Raw genomic sequence first — 15,911 nt, 5'->3', positions numbered from 1 at the left:
TTGGACCTCGCGCTTTCCTGAGGTCGCTATGGCACTGTCCAGCGTTTAAACGGAGAGCCGGATGCGCTGAAAGGTGCACGTCCGGTTCGGAGAGGAGAGGCAGGGAAATAGTCCGACTACGCCCTGCCTCTTACTCTACTTCGGACCCACGAGGGCTTTTTGTACCTTGCCACCGTTCTGGACCTGTTCTCCCGGCAAATTGTGGGCTGGTCCATGAAGCCACGGATGTCGACAGACCTCGTTATGGACGCCTTACTAATGGCTTCCTGGCGGCGAAGGCCGAAGCAGGAGGTTCTGATTCATTCAGATCAAGGCTCTCAATACACTAGCCGTGAATGGAGAGATTTCCTGAAGGACCACCGTTTGAAGCCCAGTATGAGCCGTCGCGGAAACTGTCACGACAATGCGGTTGCGGAAAGCTTCTTCTCATTACTCAAAAGTGAGCGAGTGAAGCGGAAAATCTACAAGGATCGGGAAACAGCCCGGCAGGATATCTTCGATTACATCGAGATGTTTTATAACCCTGTTCGCCGTCACGGCAACAACGGTGGCTTGTCGCCGGTGGACTTCGAAAAGCAGTACTTCACAAAGCTGTCAGGTGTCTAAGATATCGGGGGCTTGCCATTGAGCATCAATTACCACGGCTACCGCCGGAGTTATACGCCCTCTCCTGAGCCACTCCTGCTCCCGCTATAGGCGTATAACTCCGCCCAGATTTCCTTCACTTTCCAACCCTATCAGATAGTTACCGGCATTTCTCATCTGACATCTGGAGTTTTGGGAACGCGTGCGTATAACTCCAGCTTGTCGGCACTACCCTCCAACTCACATACCTGAGATACTCATCTATACCCACCAAACAGGATGTACCGGCCGTTTCCATTCGCCGGAGAGTGGGCAAAGTTGCTCCCCGGTTCCCAGCTGGAGCAACGGGAAACAAAACGACAGGAGGTCACTCCCATGAAACGCATTGCTGTCTGCTTCGATGGCACCTGGAATCGCCCGGAGGAAATACTGGGTGAGGACTTCCCCACCAACGTTCTGCAATTTGCCCGCGCCATCCGGCCTACCGACGGTAACGGGGTGGAGCAGGTGGTGTTCTACGACTGGGGCATTGGCTCCTACCACGATTCACTCCGCGCCGGCGCCACCGGTTACGGGCTGGAGAAGAACGTGATGGACGGCTACCGGTTTCTGGTGCACAACTACGAGCCCGGCGACGAGATTTTCCTGTTCGGGTTCAGCCGCGGTGCCTACACGGCCCGAAGTCTTTGCGGAATGATCAACAACTGCAGCATTCTGCGAAAAGAACACGGCAGCCGGATCGAGGAGGCCTTCAAGCTCTACAAAACCAAGAAGCACAAGGCCAACGGCGACCACTCCATGGCCTGGAAGGCGAAATATTCGCTGGAGCGGCGCACGCCCATCCGGTTTGTCGGGGTGTGGGATACCGTGGGTGCCCTGGGCCTGCCCTTTACTTTTTTCGGCCTGATCAAGGATCGGGACCTGTTCTACGATTGTAAGATCGGCAGCAACATTCGCGTTGCCCGTCACGCGCTTTCGCTGGACGAGCAGCGGGAGGATTTCGAACCCACGCTCTGGGAGCCGCGAGACGGCACCGATCTGGCCCAGGTCTGGTTTGCCGGGGTGCACTCGGACGTAGGCGGCGGTTACGAGCCAGACAAACAGGGCCGCACCCTGGCGGATATCCCCCTTCTGTGGCTGAAAGAGGAAGCGCAAAAACACGCCCTGGTGTTCAATGATTCCCTGCCCGCCGTAACCCACGCCAACGCCGATCAGCACAATGAGTACAAGGGCAAGTACAAGTTGCTGGGCAAGCTGGTGCGCGAGATACCCCCGCCCGAGACCAACCGCACCTGGGTGCATCCCACCGTGAAAGAGCGCTATGCCGGCGGCTACCGTAGCGAGCCCATCGAGCAGTACAACAAGCTCCACGGCCAATGGCCACCGCTCTGGCCGGGATAAGCCCGCGCGTTATCGGCCTGGTTTTTGATAGACTCCGCAGCCACAGAGTACCGTTCGGTCGTGCCGGACGGCTGTTCACCAATAGGGGGCTGTAAGTTGTGAAGAGCTGGATTTTTCTGGGCGTTGCCATCGTAGCGGAAGTGATAGCCACCACCGGCCTGAAAGCCAGTGAAGGGTTCACCAAACTCTGGCCCAGCCTGCTGGTGATCGCTGGCTATACAATTGCCTTTTACTTCCTCTCGCTGACTTTGAAGGAAATTCCCGTAGGCGTGGCCTATGCCATCTGGGCGGGGATGGGCGTTGTGCTGGTGGCACTGATCGGCTGGCTGATTTACGGGCAGGCTCTGGATGCCGCCACTGTGATTGGTATGGCGCTGATCATCACCGGTGTTGCAGTGATCAATCTGTTTTCCAAGTCAGTCGCTCACTAACCTGTCGGTAAAACCGGAGCTTCTCGATGCACCTCCCTTTCTGGCTGACGACTACCCTGCTCTTTCCGGTACTGCTCTACCAGGGCAAACAGGCGCGCCGCACAACGCCCAGGCTGCCGGAGGCCGGTGGCTCTCCGTGCGGCCAATATGGCGAAGGTACTCCCGCCAGGCGAGTCCTGGTGATTGGCGAATCCACGGCGGCCGGTGTGGGTGTTGAAACCCACGATCAGGGCCTGGCCAGCCAGTTGGCAAGGGAAATCCACGAGCGCACGGGTCAGACCATTGCCTGGCATACCTTCGGGGTCAACGGCATCCGGCTTGGGGCGTTGGTTCGCAAGCTGGAAACCACCGAACTGCCGGAGGCGGATGTGGTGCTGCTGAGCATGGGGGTGAACGACACCACGGGCTTCACGCCCCGCTTTCGTTTCCGCCGGCAGTTGCGGGCATTGCGCCAATTGCTGGCGCCACGGTATTCAGGGCCTATTCTGCTTCTGAGCGTGCCACCGATGCATCTGTTCACGGCGCTGCCCTCGCCGCTTCGTTACGTAATGGGGTGGCGCGCAATGCAGCTGGACAAGATCTACCAACAGCTGGCCAGGGACGCCGCTGCAGATTTTGGGTACCTTAACTACCCGACTGTGACCGATCCGGATCTTCTCGCCAGCGATGGCTACCACCCCAGCCCAAAAGGCTACGCATTTATTGCTGATGCCATTGCCTCGAGTATCCAGGCATCCTGAGTCCCCTCTTAAACACAATGCTCCGAAAGAATAATGGTTTAAGGAAGCGCTTTACGTTTAGCTTGCTACACTCGCACAGAGTCTAAACAAAACAACGAGGTAACAAATGCTAGACAGAGCGTCCAAACCGATGGTCAGCCTGGTGGATAAATATCTGCCAGACCCGTACCTGTTTGTCATCATTCTTACCCTGGTCGCCTTTATCGCTGCCATGGTTTTTCAGGGCCACAGCCCAATGGCCGTGGTTGAGATGTGGGGTAACGGCTTCTGGAACCTGCTCACCTTCTCCATGCAAATGCTGCTGGTGCTGGTCACCGGCTTCATGATGGCCAGCACACCGCTGGTGCGAGGCATCCTGAACCGTATAGCGATGCTCGCCAGAACGCCTGGCCAGGCAATAGTGCTAGTGACCTTCATTGCTTTGATTGCAAGCTGGATTAACTGGGGGTTTGGCCTTGTTGTGGGCGCCCTGTTCGCCAAGGCGCTGGCTCGCCAGATCCGCGTCCACTACCCCCTTCTGATTGCCAGCGCTTACTCTGGCTTTATTGTCTGGCACGGAGGCCTCGCAGGCTCTATTCCTCTGACCATTGCTACCGAGGGGCACTTCACCCAGGACACCATCGGCATTATCGGCACCGGGGAAACCATCTTTGCGTTCTTTAACTTGGCCATTGTGGCGGCCCTGTTCATCATTGTGCCGCTGGTCAACCGGCTGATGCTGCCTGAGGAAAGGGACAGCATTTATGCCGACCCGAAGATCCTGGACGACGAGCCAGACACTTCTGTGGTAATCAATCGCCCTGCTGACTACCTGGAGAACAGCCGCACCCTGGCCTGGCTGATCGGTTTCAGTGGCATCGCGTTTATCTTCCAGTATTTCATGGACGGGGGCGGCCTGAACCTGAACATCGTTAACTTCATGTTCCTGTTCATTGCCATCATCCTGCACCAGACTCCAAAGCGCCTGCTGGCAAGCCTGAACGAGGCAGTCAAGGGCGGTGCCGGTATCGTTATCCAGTTCCCGTTCTATGCGGGCATTATGAGCGTGATGACGGCCTCTGGTCTGGCAGCCAGCATTTCCAGTGGGTTTGTCTCCATTGCCAGTGCCGAGAGCCTACCCTTCTGGAGTTTCATCAGTGCTGGCCTAGTAAACATCTTCGTTCCCTCAGGAGGCGGTCAGTGGGCGGTGCAGGCTCCGGTTATGCTGCCTGCGGCGCAGGAGCTGGGTGCAGATATTCCCAGGGTGGCCATGGCCGTCGCCTGGGGTGATGCCTGGACCAACCTGCTCCAGCCATTCTGGGCCCTGCCGGTGCTGGCCATTGCCGGGCTGAAGGCCAAGGACATCATGGGTTACTGCCTGATGCTGCTGATCATCACCGGCATCATCATCAGCGCTGGCCTGACCTGGCTGTAACGCCTGCCCAACCACTGAATCCGGGGGCTTGAGAGCTCCCCGGATCTCACCACTAAAATCTGTTCATTCTTTGAACAAGGGGCTAAATTAAGGAATGTGCCACCCTCGGCACATTCTCCGGCATAAGCATTAACGTTCCGGAAAGAACGATCCAATACCTCACGGAAGGATATTCTTATGGCTTATGTGACAATTGATGGCAACAAATATGAGAAAGAGCTCATTGACCTGGCCGTAAAACACACTACGGGTCGGGGCGAGGGCAAAATCTCAGTGGACGAAGCAAAAGACCTGTTCAAGTCCGCTAAGGATGGACAAGGCGTTACAGATACAGAAATGGCAACACTGCAGTATATTCGTGGAGCTTATGAGTTCACCGATGTTGGTGCCAAAGCATTCGATGCTGAGCTCGCCAAGCTCTGATACACCCGGCTGAGCGGGACCGTTGAGCCCCAGAAAGCTAAGGGCCTGTCTCCTCCGCAGGAGACAGGCCCGATTTCTTCACCCAATTCAATGTAGGCGTTCGCCAATCCTGCTAAGGCGCAAGCTTGCGCTTCAGCGCCCGGGAAACTGATACCGGAAGGCTCGGCAGTGCCCGCAGCATCCAGGGCAGTACTCGGCGTTTCACGCCGCTGAGTGACTCGGGAATCATGGCCTCTATCACGTGCGGCCCCGGCATTCTCTGGGCGTATTCCAGGGCTTTTGCCATTTCCTCGGCGGTGTGCACCCGCACGCCGTGAACGCCCATGCCGTTGGCCATTTCCGCGAAGTTGATCACCGGGCCGCGCAGGTCCAGCTGGGATTTGGCTTTCTCCCCGGCTTCTTCCGCACCTACCCGCTCCAGTTCGATGTTGAGCACGGAGTAAGAGGCGTTGTTGAAGATGATGGAGGTTACGTTCAGCTGTTCCCGGGCCATGGTCCACAGGGCCTGAATGGTGTACATGGCAGTGCCATCACCGATCAGTGCGATAACCGGCCGGTCCGGGCAGGCCACGGCGGCACCCACGGCATTGGGCAGGCCCTGGCCGATGGCGCCACCGGTGAGGGTGATCATGTCGTGGCGGGGCGCGCCGGCGGTCATTACCGAGAGCATCAGGCTGGAGGTGATGCCCTCGTCCACGATGATGGCGTTCTCGGGCATCAGTTCACCCACCGCTTTGCAGACTTTCTCGGCGGTGAGCTTGCCCCGTGGCCGGCCCGGCCGTTTCGCTGGTTGCAGCTTCGGTTCGGCCTGGCTGGCGCCAACGGCGTCGTTGAGCTTGTTCAGGCTGGCCAGGATGTCCTGGTCGGGCGCCACCAGGGTATGTACCTGGCAGGTGTCCGGCACCAGGTAGCTCTTCTTGCCGGGATAGGCGAAGAAGGAGACCGGCGCCTTGGCGTCCACCAGAATCAGTTGTTCCACGTCCGTCAGTTGCACCGTAGCCAGTTCGGCCAGGTAGGCCAGGCGTTCGATGTAAGGCAGGCCGGCGCCCCGCTCAATGCGGGTTGGGAAGGTTTCCGCCAGCAGGGTCACGCCACTGTGTGCGGCCAGTTTGGCGGCCGCCAGCATGCTCGGTTCGCGCAGGGAATGGCCACCCATCAGCAGGGCGGTTTTCTTGCCGGAACGGATGGCCTTGGCAATGGCTTCAACTGTGGCATCGTCTGCCGGCTCGGGCGTCGGCGGTGCCACAGGCGCGCTTGGCACACCGCCCTCACCCCAGGACACATCCGCCGGCAATATCAGCGTGGCAACCTGCCCGGGCGCGCTGCGGGCAGCGGCAATGGCTTCGGCGGCATCCTGGCACAACGTTTCGGTACTCTTGGCCGTGCGTACAAACCCCGGGGACACGTTGCGGGCAACGGTCTCGATATCAGACTGCAGCTGGGCATCGTATTTCACGTGGTAGGTGGCGTGGTCGCCAACAATGTTCAGCACCGGCACCTTGCCCTTGCGGGCGTTGTGCAGGTTGGCCAGGCCGTTGCCCAGCCCGCAGCCCAGGTGCAACAGGGTGGCGGCGGGTTTGTCGGCCATGCGGGCGTAGCCGTCAGCGGCGCCGGTGGCCACACCCTCGAACAGGGCAAGAACCGCCCGCATTTTGGGCTCGTCATCCAGGGCGGCCACAAAGTGCATTTCGCTGGTACCGGGGTTGCTGAAGCAGACCTCAACACCGGCATCCACCAGGGTTTTCATCAGGGCTTGTGCGCCGTTTGTCATTGTTGTTCTCCAAGCTTTCCGGGTTCAGGGTTTGAGTTTCTATCCAGTTGGTCTGTGCCGATGTCGGCAATTCGGGTAACGCCGGTGAGGGTCATGGCCAGGCGCAGCTCCTGCTGCAGACTGGCCAGCAGGTTTTTCAGCCCGGCCTCACCGCCGCCGGCCAGAGCCCAGGCCCAGGGGCGGCCGATCATCACGCCCCGGGCACCGAGAGCCAGGGCCCGGAAAATATCCACGCCACTGCGAATACCGCCATCCACGAGCAGTTCGGTTTCTGATCCCACAGCGGCCACAATTTCCGGCAGTTTGCTTGCGCCGGAGGCGACGCCGTCCAGCTGACGGCCGCCGTGGTTAGAGACGATGATGCCGTCTGCCCCCACGTTCACCGCCTGGCGAGCGTCTTCCCCATCCAGTATGCCTTTCAGCAGCAGGGTACCTTTCCAGTGGCGGCGCAGCCATTCAATGTCGGCCCAGGTCACGGTGGGATCAAACTGGGCATCAATCCAGGCCTTGAACGCGTCGAGATCTCCGGCATCCGGCACCACGTCACTGAGGTTGCCAAAGTTCAGGGGGCCGCCGCGCACGGCCACATCCCAGAGCCAGCCGGGGCGGGACAGCAGTTGAACGGCCTTCAGGGCCTTCGCGCGGGCTCCGGAGTTGGAGAGGCCATTGCGCAAGTCGCGATGGCGCATGCCCGGTTGCGGCAGGTCGACGGTAAACACCAGTGTGCGGCAACCGGCTGCCCAGGCTTTATCCAGCAGGGCTTCGATACGGGCCCGGTCACGAATCATGTAGAGCTGGAACCAGGCCGCCTTGGAAACGGCGGTCTGCACTTCTTCCACCGGGCAGATGCCTACGGTGGAGAGGGTAAACGGGATGCCGGCTGCTTCTGCGCTGCGGGCCGCCTGCACTTCCCCACGCCGGGCCATCATGCCGGCCAGCCCGAGCGGCGCGAGCACCATGGGCATGTCGCAGGTCTCGCCGGCGAGGGTACTTGTGGTATCCACCTGGTCGACATCAATCAATACCCGCTGGCGCAGTTTTATGCCATCCCATTCGGTTTCATTGGCCCGGAGGGTCTGTTCGTCTGTTGCGCCGCCGTCCAGGTAATCAAACAGGAACCGGGGCAACCGGGCGCGGGCCCTTGCCCGGTAGTCTTCAGCGGTGGCCGGGTAGCTCAGCTTCAACGTCATGGCGGTTAGCCCCCCGCCACAATGGAGCGCACCGCTGCCCGGGCCGTCATGATGCAGCCCGGCAGGAAGGTACCTTCCAGGGAGCGCTTGCCGTTGGCACCACCGCCACCAAAGCCTGCGGCCTCGCCCACACAGTAGAGACCTTCAACGGGTGCGCCCTGGGCGGTGAGGACGCGACTCTGCAGATCAGTCTGCAGGCCACCCAGGCTCTTGCGGGTAATCAGCTGCATGCGGATGGCGATGAACGGGCCCGCACCGGATTTCTGCAGCGGCGCCGGCTTGCAGGTGCGAAGGCGGTCCGGCTTCCATTCCCGGGCGTGCTGGATCATGCGGATCTGGGGATCGTCATGGAGACTGGTGCCTGTCGCGAAATTGGCATCGAAGGCATCGGCGGTAGCCTGGAGCGTACCCGGATTGATGTCGTTGGAGCAGGTCAGCGCGTTCATCTTGCCAGCCAGGTCGGCGAGGTTCTCCGCCACCAGGAAATCCCGGCTTTCATGCTGCATCTGTCGCACCAGGGCGTGGTTGCCCAGCAACAGCTCTTTTACAAACTGGGGGAACTGTTTGTCCCGGATGCGGGCGTTGTGCTCGGCGCCGGAGATGGCAAATTCCTTGGCGGCAATGCGCCAGTTCAGCAGGTGCCAAGTCCAGGGCTTTTCCTGTTCCGCCACCCGCTGGCAAAGCCAGTGGGTATCAAAGCCGGTCACCAGGGGTTCCGGGCCAATCCGTTCACCCCGGTGGTTCAGCCACAGGGCCGATTTGCAGGGAATGGTTGAAAGGCCATGGCCGGGAAAGTGGGGGTACGGATGCGGGAAGCCGGCCGCGTAGTTCCACATTTCGCCGGCATGGGTAATCCGGCCTCCGAGGGTGTCGGCCACCCAGTGATGCATGTGGCCATCGGCATAGGGGTGGGCACCGTTCAACATGCGGGTGGGTTGCGGGCGATCCACCGGCCAGTTGGCCCGGCATTCCTTGTGGCTGCCGTTGATGCCGCCGGTGGCCAGAACCACCGCCGAAGCCGCGAAGCGCACTTCCTCATCAGTGACCTCGTTAATGGCCAGAGCGCCGCTCACTTTTCCCGCTTCGTGGTCGAGTTCGGTGATGCGATGCTGGTGCAGCAGGGTGAGCTTGCCGCTGGTGTTCTCCCGGTGCAGCGCCGTCATCAGGCACCGAACCAGTTCCCGGGCGGTGCCCCAGACCACATGGTAACGGGGCAAACGGTTGCCATCGCCGAAACGGCCGCGCTCAACCCAGTTCACCGCCGGCAGGAATTTTATGCCTTCGTTGCTGAGCCAGTCGTAAACCTCGGAGCGTGAATGCTCCACGTAGTAACGGGCCCATTGCAGGGGCAATTCATCGTCGGAGGCCAGCTTGCCGAAGCTGAGCCAGTCGTCCAGGGCAATCTCTGGTGTGTCTGCAATCTTCATGCGTTTCTGCAGCGGCGTGCCCACCAGCATCATGCCGCCAAAGGCCCACAGGGCCAGGCCTCCCATGCGTTCTTCGGTATCCCGGTCTGCCAGGACAACGGACTTGCCGGCGCGCAGGCCTTCCAGGGCGGCAACAATACCAGCCAGCCCTCCGCCGACTACCAGAATATCTGAGGTAATTACCTTGGCCATATCGCATCCGACCTGATCGCAATGAGTTGTCAGCTTTAAAGATATACCGGTACCATAGCTTTAAAATTGACTTCAGAGGCCAACAAAATTGACGTTAGAGGCCACGGTTTCCATTGGCTGGGTCAACACCGTGATCGGTGCTGCAGAGAGGCTGTCGGTAACGGCCGAGCAACTGCTGGCCGCGGCAGGTATTCCGCACTCCGCCTGCGAACTGGAACGCTGGCCGATTGACGACATTACCCGGCTCTGGCACGCCGCCGAACGCTGCACCGGCGACCCGGGCTTTGGCCTGAAAGTGGGTGCGGAGTTCTCCCCCATGAGTATCAGCGGCGTCGGGTTTGCGCTGCAGTCCGCCGCCACCCTGCGGGAAGCCATCGTGATGGTGCAGCGTTTCCAGCGGCTGATCTCCGATGGCGGGCGTTTCCAGGTTGTTGCCGGCAACGCGGCCACCTGGCTGGTTTACCATCCCAGGCAGGGCCTGCTGGCATTCAGCCCTCATCAGATCGAGGCGGTGCTGGCCTCGGTGGTGGGCTTCGGGAGCTGGGTTACGGGAACCCGGATGCAACCGGCCCGGGTGCAGTTCAGCCAACCGCGACTGGGGCCGTTGGCGGGATATCAGACGGTATTCAACTGCCCGGTGGAGTTCGAGCAGGCGTTCAGCGGGGTACTCATCGACAATAGCGTCCTGGACCAGCCCCTGCCCCAGGCAGACCCTCAGCTTGCGCAAGTGCACGAGCGCTACACAACCGCCCGCCTCGCCGCGCTTTCCATCAACAGTGCCTCGGTACCGGAAATTCGCAGATGGCTCACCGCCCGGATAGGGCCGGTTCTGCCTCGCCGGGCAGACGCAGCGGAAGCCCTTGGCATCAGCGAACGCAGCCTGGCCCGGCGGCTCCGTGAACAGGGCAAGACATTTGATGGGCTTGTTGACGACGTACGCCGCGAAAAGGCTCTGCAGGCGGTTGCCGATTCCACCTCTTCCCTGCCGGAAATCGCCGAAGCGCTGGGGTTTGCCGAGGTAAGCACCTTTTACCGCGCATTCCGCCGCTGGACGGGCATGCCACCGGTGCGGTGGCGCAAGCAGGTAAACCTGGCTGAGTAAATATTCTTCGGCTGGGGCAAATGGTCATTAAGGTGTCACCTCACTGACACTGCATTGTCACCTCTCAGGATTAGCGTTGCATTGTAAGTCGCAATCAAGCGAGCTTATTCATTGCAAAAGGTGATCCAATGACGCCTGCTTCATACCCCGACATGATGCTTCGCATTGAGGACATGGGGGTGACTTACCCCGGCAATGTCCTTGCTCTACGGCCCACCACCGTTGATTTCAACAAGGGCGAGTTTACGGTCCTGCTCGGCCTTTCCGGTGCGGGCAAATCCACTCTGCTGAGGTCACTCAACCACCTGGTGCAGCCAACGGCTGGCAAGGTCGTTTCGGCGGAATTTGGTGACCTTGATAACCACAAAACAGTGCGGCTGCACCGAAGCCGCACTGCCATGGTGTTCCAACATCATCAGTTGATCGAGCGCCACACTGCACTCCAGAACGTGCTGACGGGCAGGCTTGCCTATCACAGCACCTGGCGCAGCCTGTTACCACTGCCCAGGTACGATCTTGAACTTGCCCTTCACTGCCTTGAACGCGTTGGGCTTGCCGACAAAGCTCTGGCCAGGATTGACCAGCTGTCTGGTGGCCAGCAACAGCGAGTGGGCATCGCCCGTGCGCTTGCACAACAGCCCTCAATGATTCTCGCGGATGAACCCGTTGCCAGTCTGGATCCGGCCACATCGGAAAAGGTACTGGGGTTACTGCGCGATATCTGCCAGGAAGACGGTATTACCGCTGTTATTTCGCTGCATCAGCTGGAATACGCCCAACGCTTCGCGGACCGAATCATAGGCCTGGCGAATGCCCGGATTGTGTTCGATGCACCACCTGCACAATTGAAGCAACACCACCTGAATGAGATCTACCACGGGAACTATGAGACCAAACCTCGAACCGTCCCAGTTCCCGGCAATACACCCGTTAACCCCCAACCGAAGAAACTGGAGATAGCCCGATGAAAGCGTTCCTGAACCTCTTGATCGCACTCTGCCTGGTGACAGGATTGAATCCGCAGGCACTTGCAGCAGATCCAGACCCTGATCTTTTGAAAGTTGCACTACTGCCCGATGAGAACGCCTCTGAACTGATCAAACGCAATCAACCGCTAAAAGACTACCTGGAAAGCACGCTTGGCAAGGAAGTTGAGCTGATCGTTACTACCGATTATTCCTCGATGATCGAAGCCATGCGCTTCGGACGTATCGACCTCGCTTACTTCGGCCCTCTGTCCTACGTGATGGCCAAGAGCAAGAGTGACATCGAGCCCTTTGCAGCCATGATTGTGGACGGCAAGCCCACGTACCGCTCCATCATCATTGCCAACGCAGACTCCGGGGTTGAGTCCTATGCCGACATCAAGGGCAAGAAGATGGCCTATGGTGATCGGGCCTCAACATCGAGCCACCTGATTCCCAAAACTGTCCTGATGGAATCTTCGGGCCTGGAAGCCGGCCGTGACTACGAGGCACATTTCGTGGGGTCCCACGACTCTGTTGCAGTGAATGTGGCAAATGGCAACGCAGAAGCCGGCGGCCTGTCTGAGGTGATTTTCCAGCATGTGATGGATCGTGGCCTGATTGACCGCAACAATGTGAAGGTTCTCGGGTATAGCGGCGAGTTCCCCCAGTATCCCTGGGCCATGCGCTCAAATCTCGCCCCGGAGCTGAAAGAAAAGGTTCGAAATGCCTTCATCAGCATCGACGACAAGGAAATCCTGAGCAACCTTAAGGCTGAAGGCTTTGCTGCTATCTCCGATTCGGATTACGACGTAATCCGGCGCATGGGCAGCCTCCTGAACCTCGACTTCGCCAAGATGTGAGGAACTCCATGAGTTATACCCCGACGGAACCGGCGACTCTGTCGCCGGCTCCGTCAGCTCCGGTGCTGGATGAGCATGCCCGGGGCTGGCGGAGAAAACTCCTGCAGGCAGGCTTGGTTCTTGCGGTGATTCTCATTGCCAGCTGGTACGTGGGCCTGCTCAATTTCAAAACCCTTGCCAATGGCGTGCCGGCGATTGGCGTCCTGCTGGGTGAATCGCTGCCGCCCGACTTTACAAATGTGATGAATTGGGTGTCGCCACTTGTCGATACCCTCGCAATGAGCATTGCCGGCACTGCAATTGCGGTTGCCGCTTCGGTACCGCTAGCTTTCCTTGCTGCCCGGAATACGTCGCCGCACCCGGCTGTTTTCCATATAACACGCACCATCCTAAATGGTCTGCGGTCAGTTCCCGAACTGATCATGGGGATTATCTTTGTCGCTGCCGTCGGCTTTGGCGCGCTACCGGGCGTTCTTGCCCTCGGCCTTCATTCCATTGGAATGGTCGGTAAATTCTTTGCAGAAGCCATTGAACATGTGGACGAAGCCCCGGTGGAAGCTGCCGATGCTGCCGGAGCTACCCGCCTACAGGTTCTCTGGCACGCAGTTCTGCCCCAGGTTCTGCCGCAGTTCGCCGATGTATCCATCTACCGTTGGGAGTACAACTTCCGCGCTTCGACCGTCATGGGCATGGTAGGGGCCGGAGGCATCGGTTTCGAACTCATGGGCTCACTGCGCATCATGCAGTACCAGGAAGTCAGTGCCATCCTGATTGTTATCCTCCTGATGGTCACGATTGTTGATAGCCTGAGCGGCTTCCTCCGTAAGAAATTCAAGTAAGGAAAACGAATGAAACCAAGAGTTGTGATAACTCACCGGGTACACGATGAAGTCCTGGCTGCCCTCGAACCACATTGTGAGCTGGTAACCAATCAGTCAAACCGCACGCTCCCGCCAGATTCGGTAAAAGCCAGGGTATCCACGGCCGATGCCGTGATGGCCTTCATGCCGGACAGAATCGGCGAGGAGTTTCTGGCTGATTGCCCGAACCTGAAGATCGTGGGCGCCGCCCTGAAAGGTTACGACAACTTCGATGTGGACGCCTGCACTCGCCATGGGGTGTGGCTGTCATTTGTGCCGGATCTTCTAACCGTTCCCACCGCAGAACTGACCATCGGACTCACCGTCGGTCTTACCCGGCAGGTAAAGGCAGCGGACGAATTTGTTCGTTCCGGAGAATTCAGAGGGTGGCAGCCGAAGTTCTACGGGCTGGGGATTGAAGGCACCACCATTGGCATTGTTGGGATGGGTGCCATTGGCAAGGCCATCGCCGCCCGTCTTCAGGGCTGGGGTGCGAACCTGCTGTACTCACAGCCCGAAGGCTTACGTGCGGATGAGGAAGTGAAGTTGGGGCTGGCGCGCACAGGGCTGGAAGAGCTTCTCGCTCAATCCGATATCGTAATACTGGCATTGGCACTTAACGAGCATACCTTTCACACCATAAACCCTTCACGCCTGGCACTGATGAAGCGGGGCGCCTATCTGATCAACCCTTGCAGGGGCTCCGTGGTGGATGAGAAAGCCGTATTGGCGGTACTGAGTTCCGGACAGTTGGGTGGCTACGCCGCCGATGTGTTCGAAATGGAGGACTGGGCGCGATCGGATCGTCCGCACGAGATCAGTCCGGAGTTACTTGCGCATCCGAACACATTATTTACCGCTCACATTGGCTCGGCCGTACAAAGTGTAAGGCGAGCCATCGAACAAAGGGCGGCCGAGAACATTCTGCAGGCATTGAGGGGTGAACGGCCGCGAGATGCGATCAACTCTGTGTCGGTACGTGAGGACTTTCCATGCTGAATCCGGTCTGGCTCAAGAGCTTTATTGCGTTGGTCCAGCATCAGAGTTTTCAGACCGCTGCCGAGAATCTTGGAATAGCCCAACCCACTCTCTCCCAGCACATCCAGAAACTTGAACAGGACCTGGATGTGCTGTTGATTCGAAGGGGAAGATCAGGCTGCGAGCCAACCAGAGCGGCTTTGGCACTGGTACCATTCGCAAACAGTATTTTGCGCCTCGACAAACATGCTCGTGAAGCGGTTCGGGGGGCCGGCGTTCGGATAGGTGCGAGCTCAAACATTGGCATCTACATGCTCCAGCCCTACCTTCGGGCCTTCAGGGACGATACAGCCTCGCCAGACGTAGACCTCGTAATTGATAATAACCCCTCAATTGCCCGGCAACTAACGATAGGCGAACTCGACATAGCCATAATGGAGTGGTGGCAGCCCAAACCCGGATTTCTGGCGCAGGATTGGCGGCAAGAACAGATGGTACTCATTGTTCCACCCGATCACCCATGCGCAGATCTTCAATGCATAGATCGGGACACCCTCGCAGAAATGACGCTGCTTGGCGGAGAGCCTGGCACAGGCACAGGTCGGCTACTGGCAAACTTCTTTGGTGACGAGGGACCGTTTCCGAAGGTGTCCATGCAACTAGGGAGCACAGAGGCTGTCAAACAGGCAGTAAAGGCGGGACTGGGTATATCGCTAGTGCTGGAAGCGACTGTGAGGGAGGAAGTTCGCGCGGGCTCGCTACATGCCATCCCTGTCAGTAACCCCGGATTGGCAAAGGAACTTATGGTGGTCTACCCGAATGCCCTGGCCAATCATCCCCCGGTCTCTTCGTTCCTGAGCCATTTATGCCATTGAGCAAATGAGTAGTTCGTTCCACCAAACGAAGCTTATTCGCCAGACAAACTGTGCTATTTTGATCGACAGGGCCAAACCCGAAGTAAGCGCGCAGTGGGTGAAGTCCTGGCAATAAATCGACACGGAGGTAGTCTTTATGCGTATCGCAAAAGAAGATGTACCTGTTCGGATCGATGCCCCCGGTGCAATAGCTCGGCAGAAAACCGATTTCGGTGATGTCACGGGCTACGGGAAGATGGGCGCTGAGTATTTTTCGTTTGGCGCCGGCACCGATATAACGGAGTTGCTTCACGGGCTTGAAAACGACAGTTGTCAGAGCCCCCATTGGGGATATGTTGTTAGCGGCGAAATCACCGCGATTTACACCGATGGAGAGGAAGAAACTTCCCGCAGTGGTGATCTGTTCTACTGGCCTCCCGGGCACAGCGTGAGAGCAGAGGCAGACACCGACATTGTGATGTTCAGCCCCGAGCACGAGCACGGAGAAGTAATCGACCACATCCGGCGTCAAGTCAGCGGTTGAGCCGTTTAGACGCCCCTGACTGTGGGGAGGGCTAGGAGTCTGCGCGGCAGAAGCTACATTCTGGCACAATAGATCAAAATTCTTCAGCAACAGGATGACTGATGGGAACCACTTTCCGCCCGTATTCGCCTGGCCAGGAACTGCTTCTTCCCCCGAGCCTGAACGAGTGGC

Annotated in this window: 15 protein-coding genes and 1 pseudogene; 13 read left to right on the top strand and 3 right to left on the bottom strand. The window is 58.8% G+C overall.

Translation table 11 applies throughout. The features are described from left to right. Positions 1 to 129 precede the first annotated feature (129 nt). From AC13DD_RS00645 to AC13DD_RS00620, 6 genes and pseudogenes are all read left to right on the top strand, one after another. Positions 130 to 606 (top strand): annotated as a pseudogene (locus AC13DD_RS00645) (IS3 family transposase); the annotation flags it as partial. Between the two features lie 354 nt (positions 607 to 960). After that, on the top strand, positions 961 to 1,986 hold the full coding sequence (locus tag AC13DD_RS00640) for a DUF2235 domain-containing protein (RefSeq protein WP_008175850.1): 1,026 nt from the start codon (positions 961 to 963) through the stop codon (positions 1,984 to 1,986). A gap of 98 nt (positions 1,987 to 2,084) precedes the next feature. Beyond that, positions 2,085 to 2,417: an SMR family transporter gene (locus AC13DD_RS00635; protein WP_008175853.1), complete on the top strand. Its 333-nt coding sequence runs from the start codon at positions 2,085 to 2,087 to the stop codon at positions 2,415 to 2,417. Positions 2,418 to 2,443: 26 nt separating this feature from the next. After that, positions 2,444 to 3,157, top strand: a complete 714-nt coding sequence (locus AC13DD_RS00630) for an SGNH/GDSL hydrolase family protein (RefSeq protein ID WP_482930697.1) — start codon at positions 2,444 to 2,446, stop codon at positions 3,155 to 3,157. Between the two features lie 106 nt (positions 3,158 to 3,263). Next, a complete protein-coding gene (locus AC13DD_RS00625) occupies positions 3,264 to 4,571 on the top strand; it encodes a short-chain fatty acid transporter (protein WP_482930696.1) in 1,308 nt (435 codons plus the stop codon). A 177-nt stretch (positions 4,572 to 4,748) separates the two neighbouring features. Continuing rightward, entirely contained in the window at positions 4,749 to 4,994 is a 246-nt protein-coding gene (locus AC13DD_RS00620; protein ID WP_482930695.1) for a hypothetical protein, read from the top strand. Positions 4,995 to 5,106: 112 nt separating this feature from the next. On the opposite strand, the gene AC13DD_RS00615 is transcribed toward AC13DD_RS00620, so the two are convergent. From AC13DD_RS00615 to AC13DD_RS00605, 3 genes are read right to left on the bottom strand one after another with little or no spacing between them, the layout of a single operon-like run. Beyond that, the gene (locus tag AC13DD_RS00615; protein ID WP_482930694.1) at positions 5,107 to 6,765 is read right to left on the bottom strand and encodes an acetolactate synthase large subunit; all 1,659 of its coding nucleotides are present in this window, start codon (positions 6,763 to 6,765) and stop codon (positions 5,107 to 5,109) included. Next, entirely contained in the window at positions 6,762 to 7,955 is a 1,194-nt protein-coding gene (locus AC13DD_RS00610) for an L-lactate dehydrogenase (RefSeq protein WP_273083039.1), read from the bottom strand. The genes AC13DD_RS00615 and AC13DD_RS00610 overlap by 4 nt, the downstream gene beginning before the upstream one ends. Before the next feature lie 5 nt (positions 7,956 to 7,960). Beyond that, positions 7,961 to 9,574, bottom strand: coding sequence for an FAD-dependent oxidoreductase (locus AC13DD_RS00605; RefSeq protein ID WP_482930693.1), 1,614 nt, complete (start codon positions 9,572 to 9,574; stop codon positions 7,961 to 7,963). 88 nt (positions 9,575 to 9,662) lie between these two features. Between AC13DD_RS00605 and AC13DD_RS00600 the strand changes: the two genes are divergently transcribed. The 7 genes from AC13DD_RS00600 to AC13DD_RS00570 all read left to right on the top strand — a co-directional run bounded on the left by AC13DD_RS00600 (position 9,663) and on the right by AC13DD_RS00570 (position 15,740). After that, on the top strand, positions 9,663 to 10,676 hold the full coding sequence (locus AC13DD_RS00600; RefSeq protein WP_482930692.1) for an AraC family transcriptional regulator: 1,014 nt from the start codon (positions 9,663 to 9,665) through the stop codon (positions 10,674 to 10,676). A 128-nt stretch (positions 10,677 to 10,804) separates the two neighbouring features. Further along, positions 10,805 to 11,644 carry a phosphonate ABC transporter ATP-binding protein gene (gene phnC / locus AC13DD_RS00595; RefSeq protein ID WP_349677129.1) on the top strand — a complete coding sequence of 280 codons (840 nt, stop codon included), beginning with the start codon at positions 10,805 to 10,807 and terminating at the stop codon, positions 11,642 to 11,644. Continuing rightward, on the top strand, positions 11,641 to 12,504 hold the full coding sequence (phnD, locus tag AC13DD_RS00590; protein WP_273083030.1) for a phosphate/phosphite/phosphonate ABC transporter substrate-binding protein: 864 nt from the start codon (positions 11,641 to 11,643) through the stop codon (positions 12,502 to 12,504). The genes phnC and phnD overlap by 4 nt, the downstream gene beginning before the upstream one ends. 8 nt (positions 12,505 to 12,512) lie before the next feature. Continuing rightward, a complete protein-coding gene (gene phnE, locus AC13DD_RS00585; protein WP_273083027.1) occupies positions 12,513 to 13,343 on the top strand; it encodes a phosphonate ABC transporter, permease protein PhnE in 831 nt (276 codons plus the stop codon). Positions 13,344 to 13,352: 9 nt separating this feature from the next. Next, complete coding sequence (locus AC13DD_RS00580; RefSeq protein WP_273083025.1) at positions 13,353 to 14,363, top strand: phosphonate dehydrogenase; 1,011 nt, start codon at positions 13,353 to 13,355, stop codon at positions 14,361 to 14,363. Further along, positions 14,357 to 15,217 (top strand): LysR family transcriptional regulator, encoded by an 861-nt coding sequence (locus AC13DD_RS00575; RefSeq protein WP_273083023.1) that lies wholly within the window; start codon positions 14,357 to 14,359, stop codon positions 15,215 to 15,217. Before AC13DD_RS00580 ends, AC13DD_RS00575 begins: the two co-directional genes overlap by 7 nt. A gap of 136 nt (positions 15,218 to 15,353) precedes the next feature. Continuing rightward, on the top strand, positions 15,354 to 15,740 hold the full coding sequence (locus AC13DD_RS00570) for a cupin domain-containing protein (RefSeq protein ID WP_273083020.1): 387 nt from the start codon (positions 15,354 to 15,356) through the stop codon (positions 15,738 to 15,740). The last annotated feature ends 171 nt before the right edge of the window (positions 15,741 to 15,911 follow it).

It is taken from the genome of Marinobacter sp. L-13 (assembly GCF_056857715.1).
This window is presented reverse-complemented; position numbering and strand designations above follow the sequence as displayed.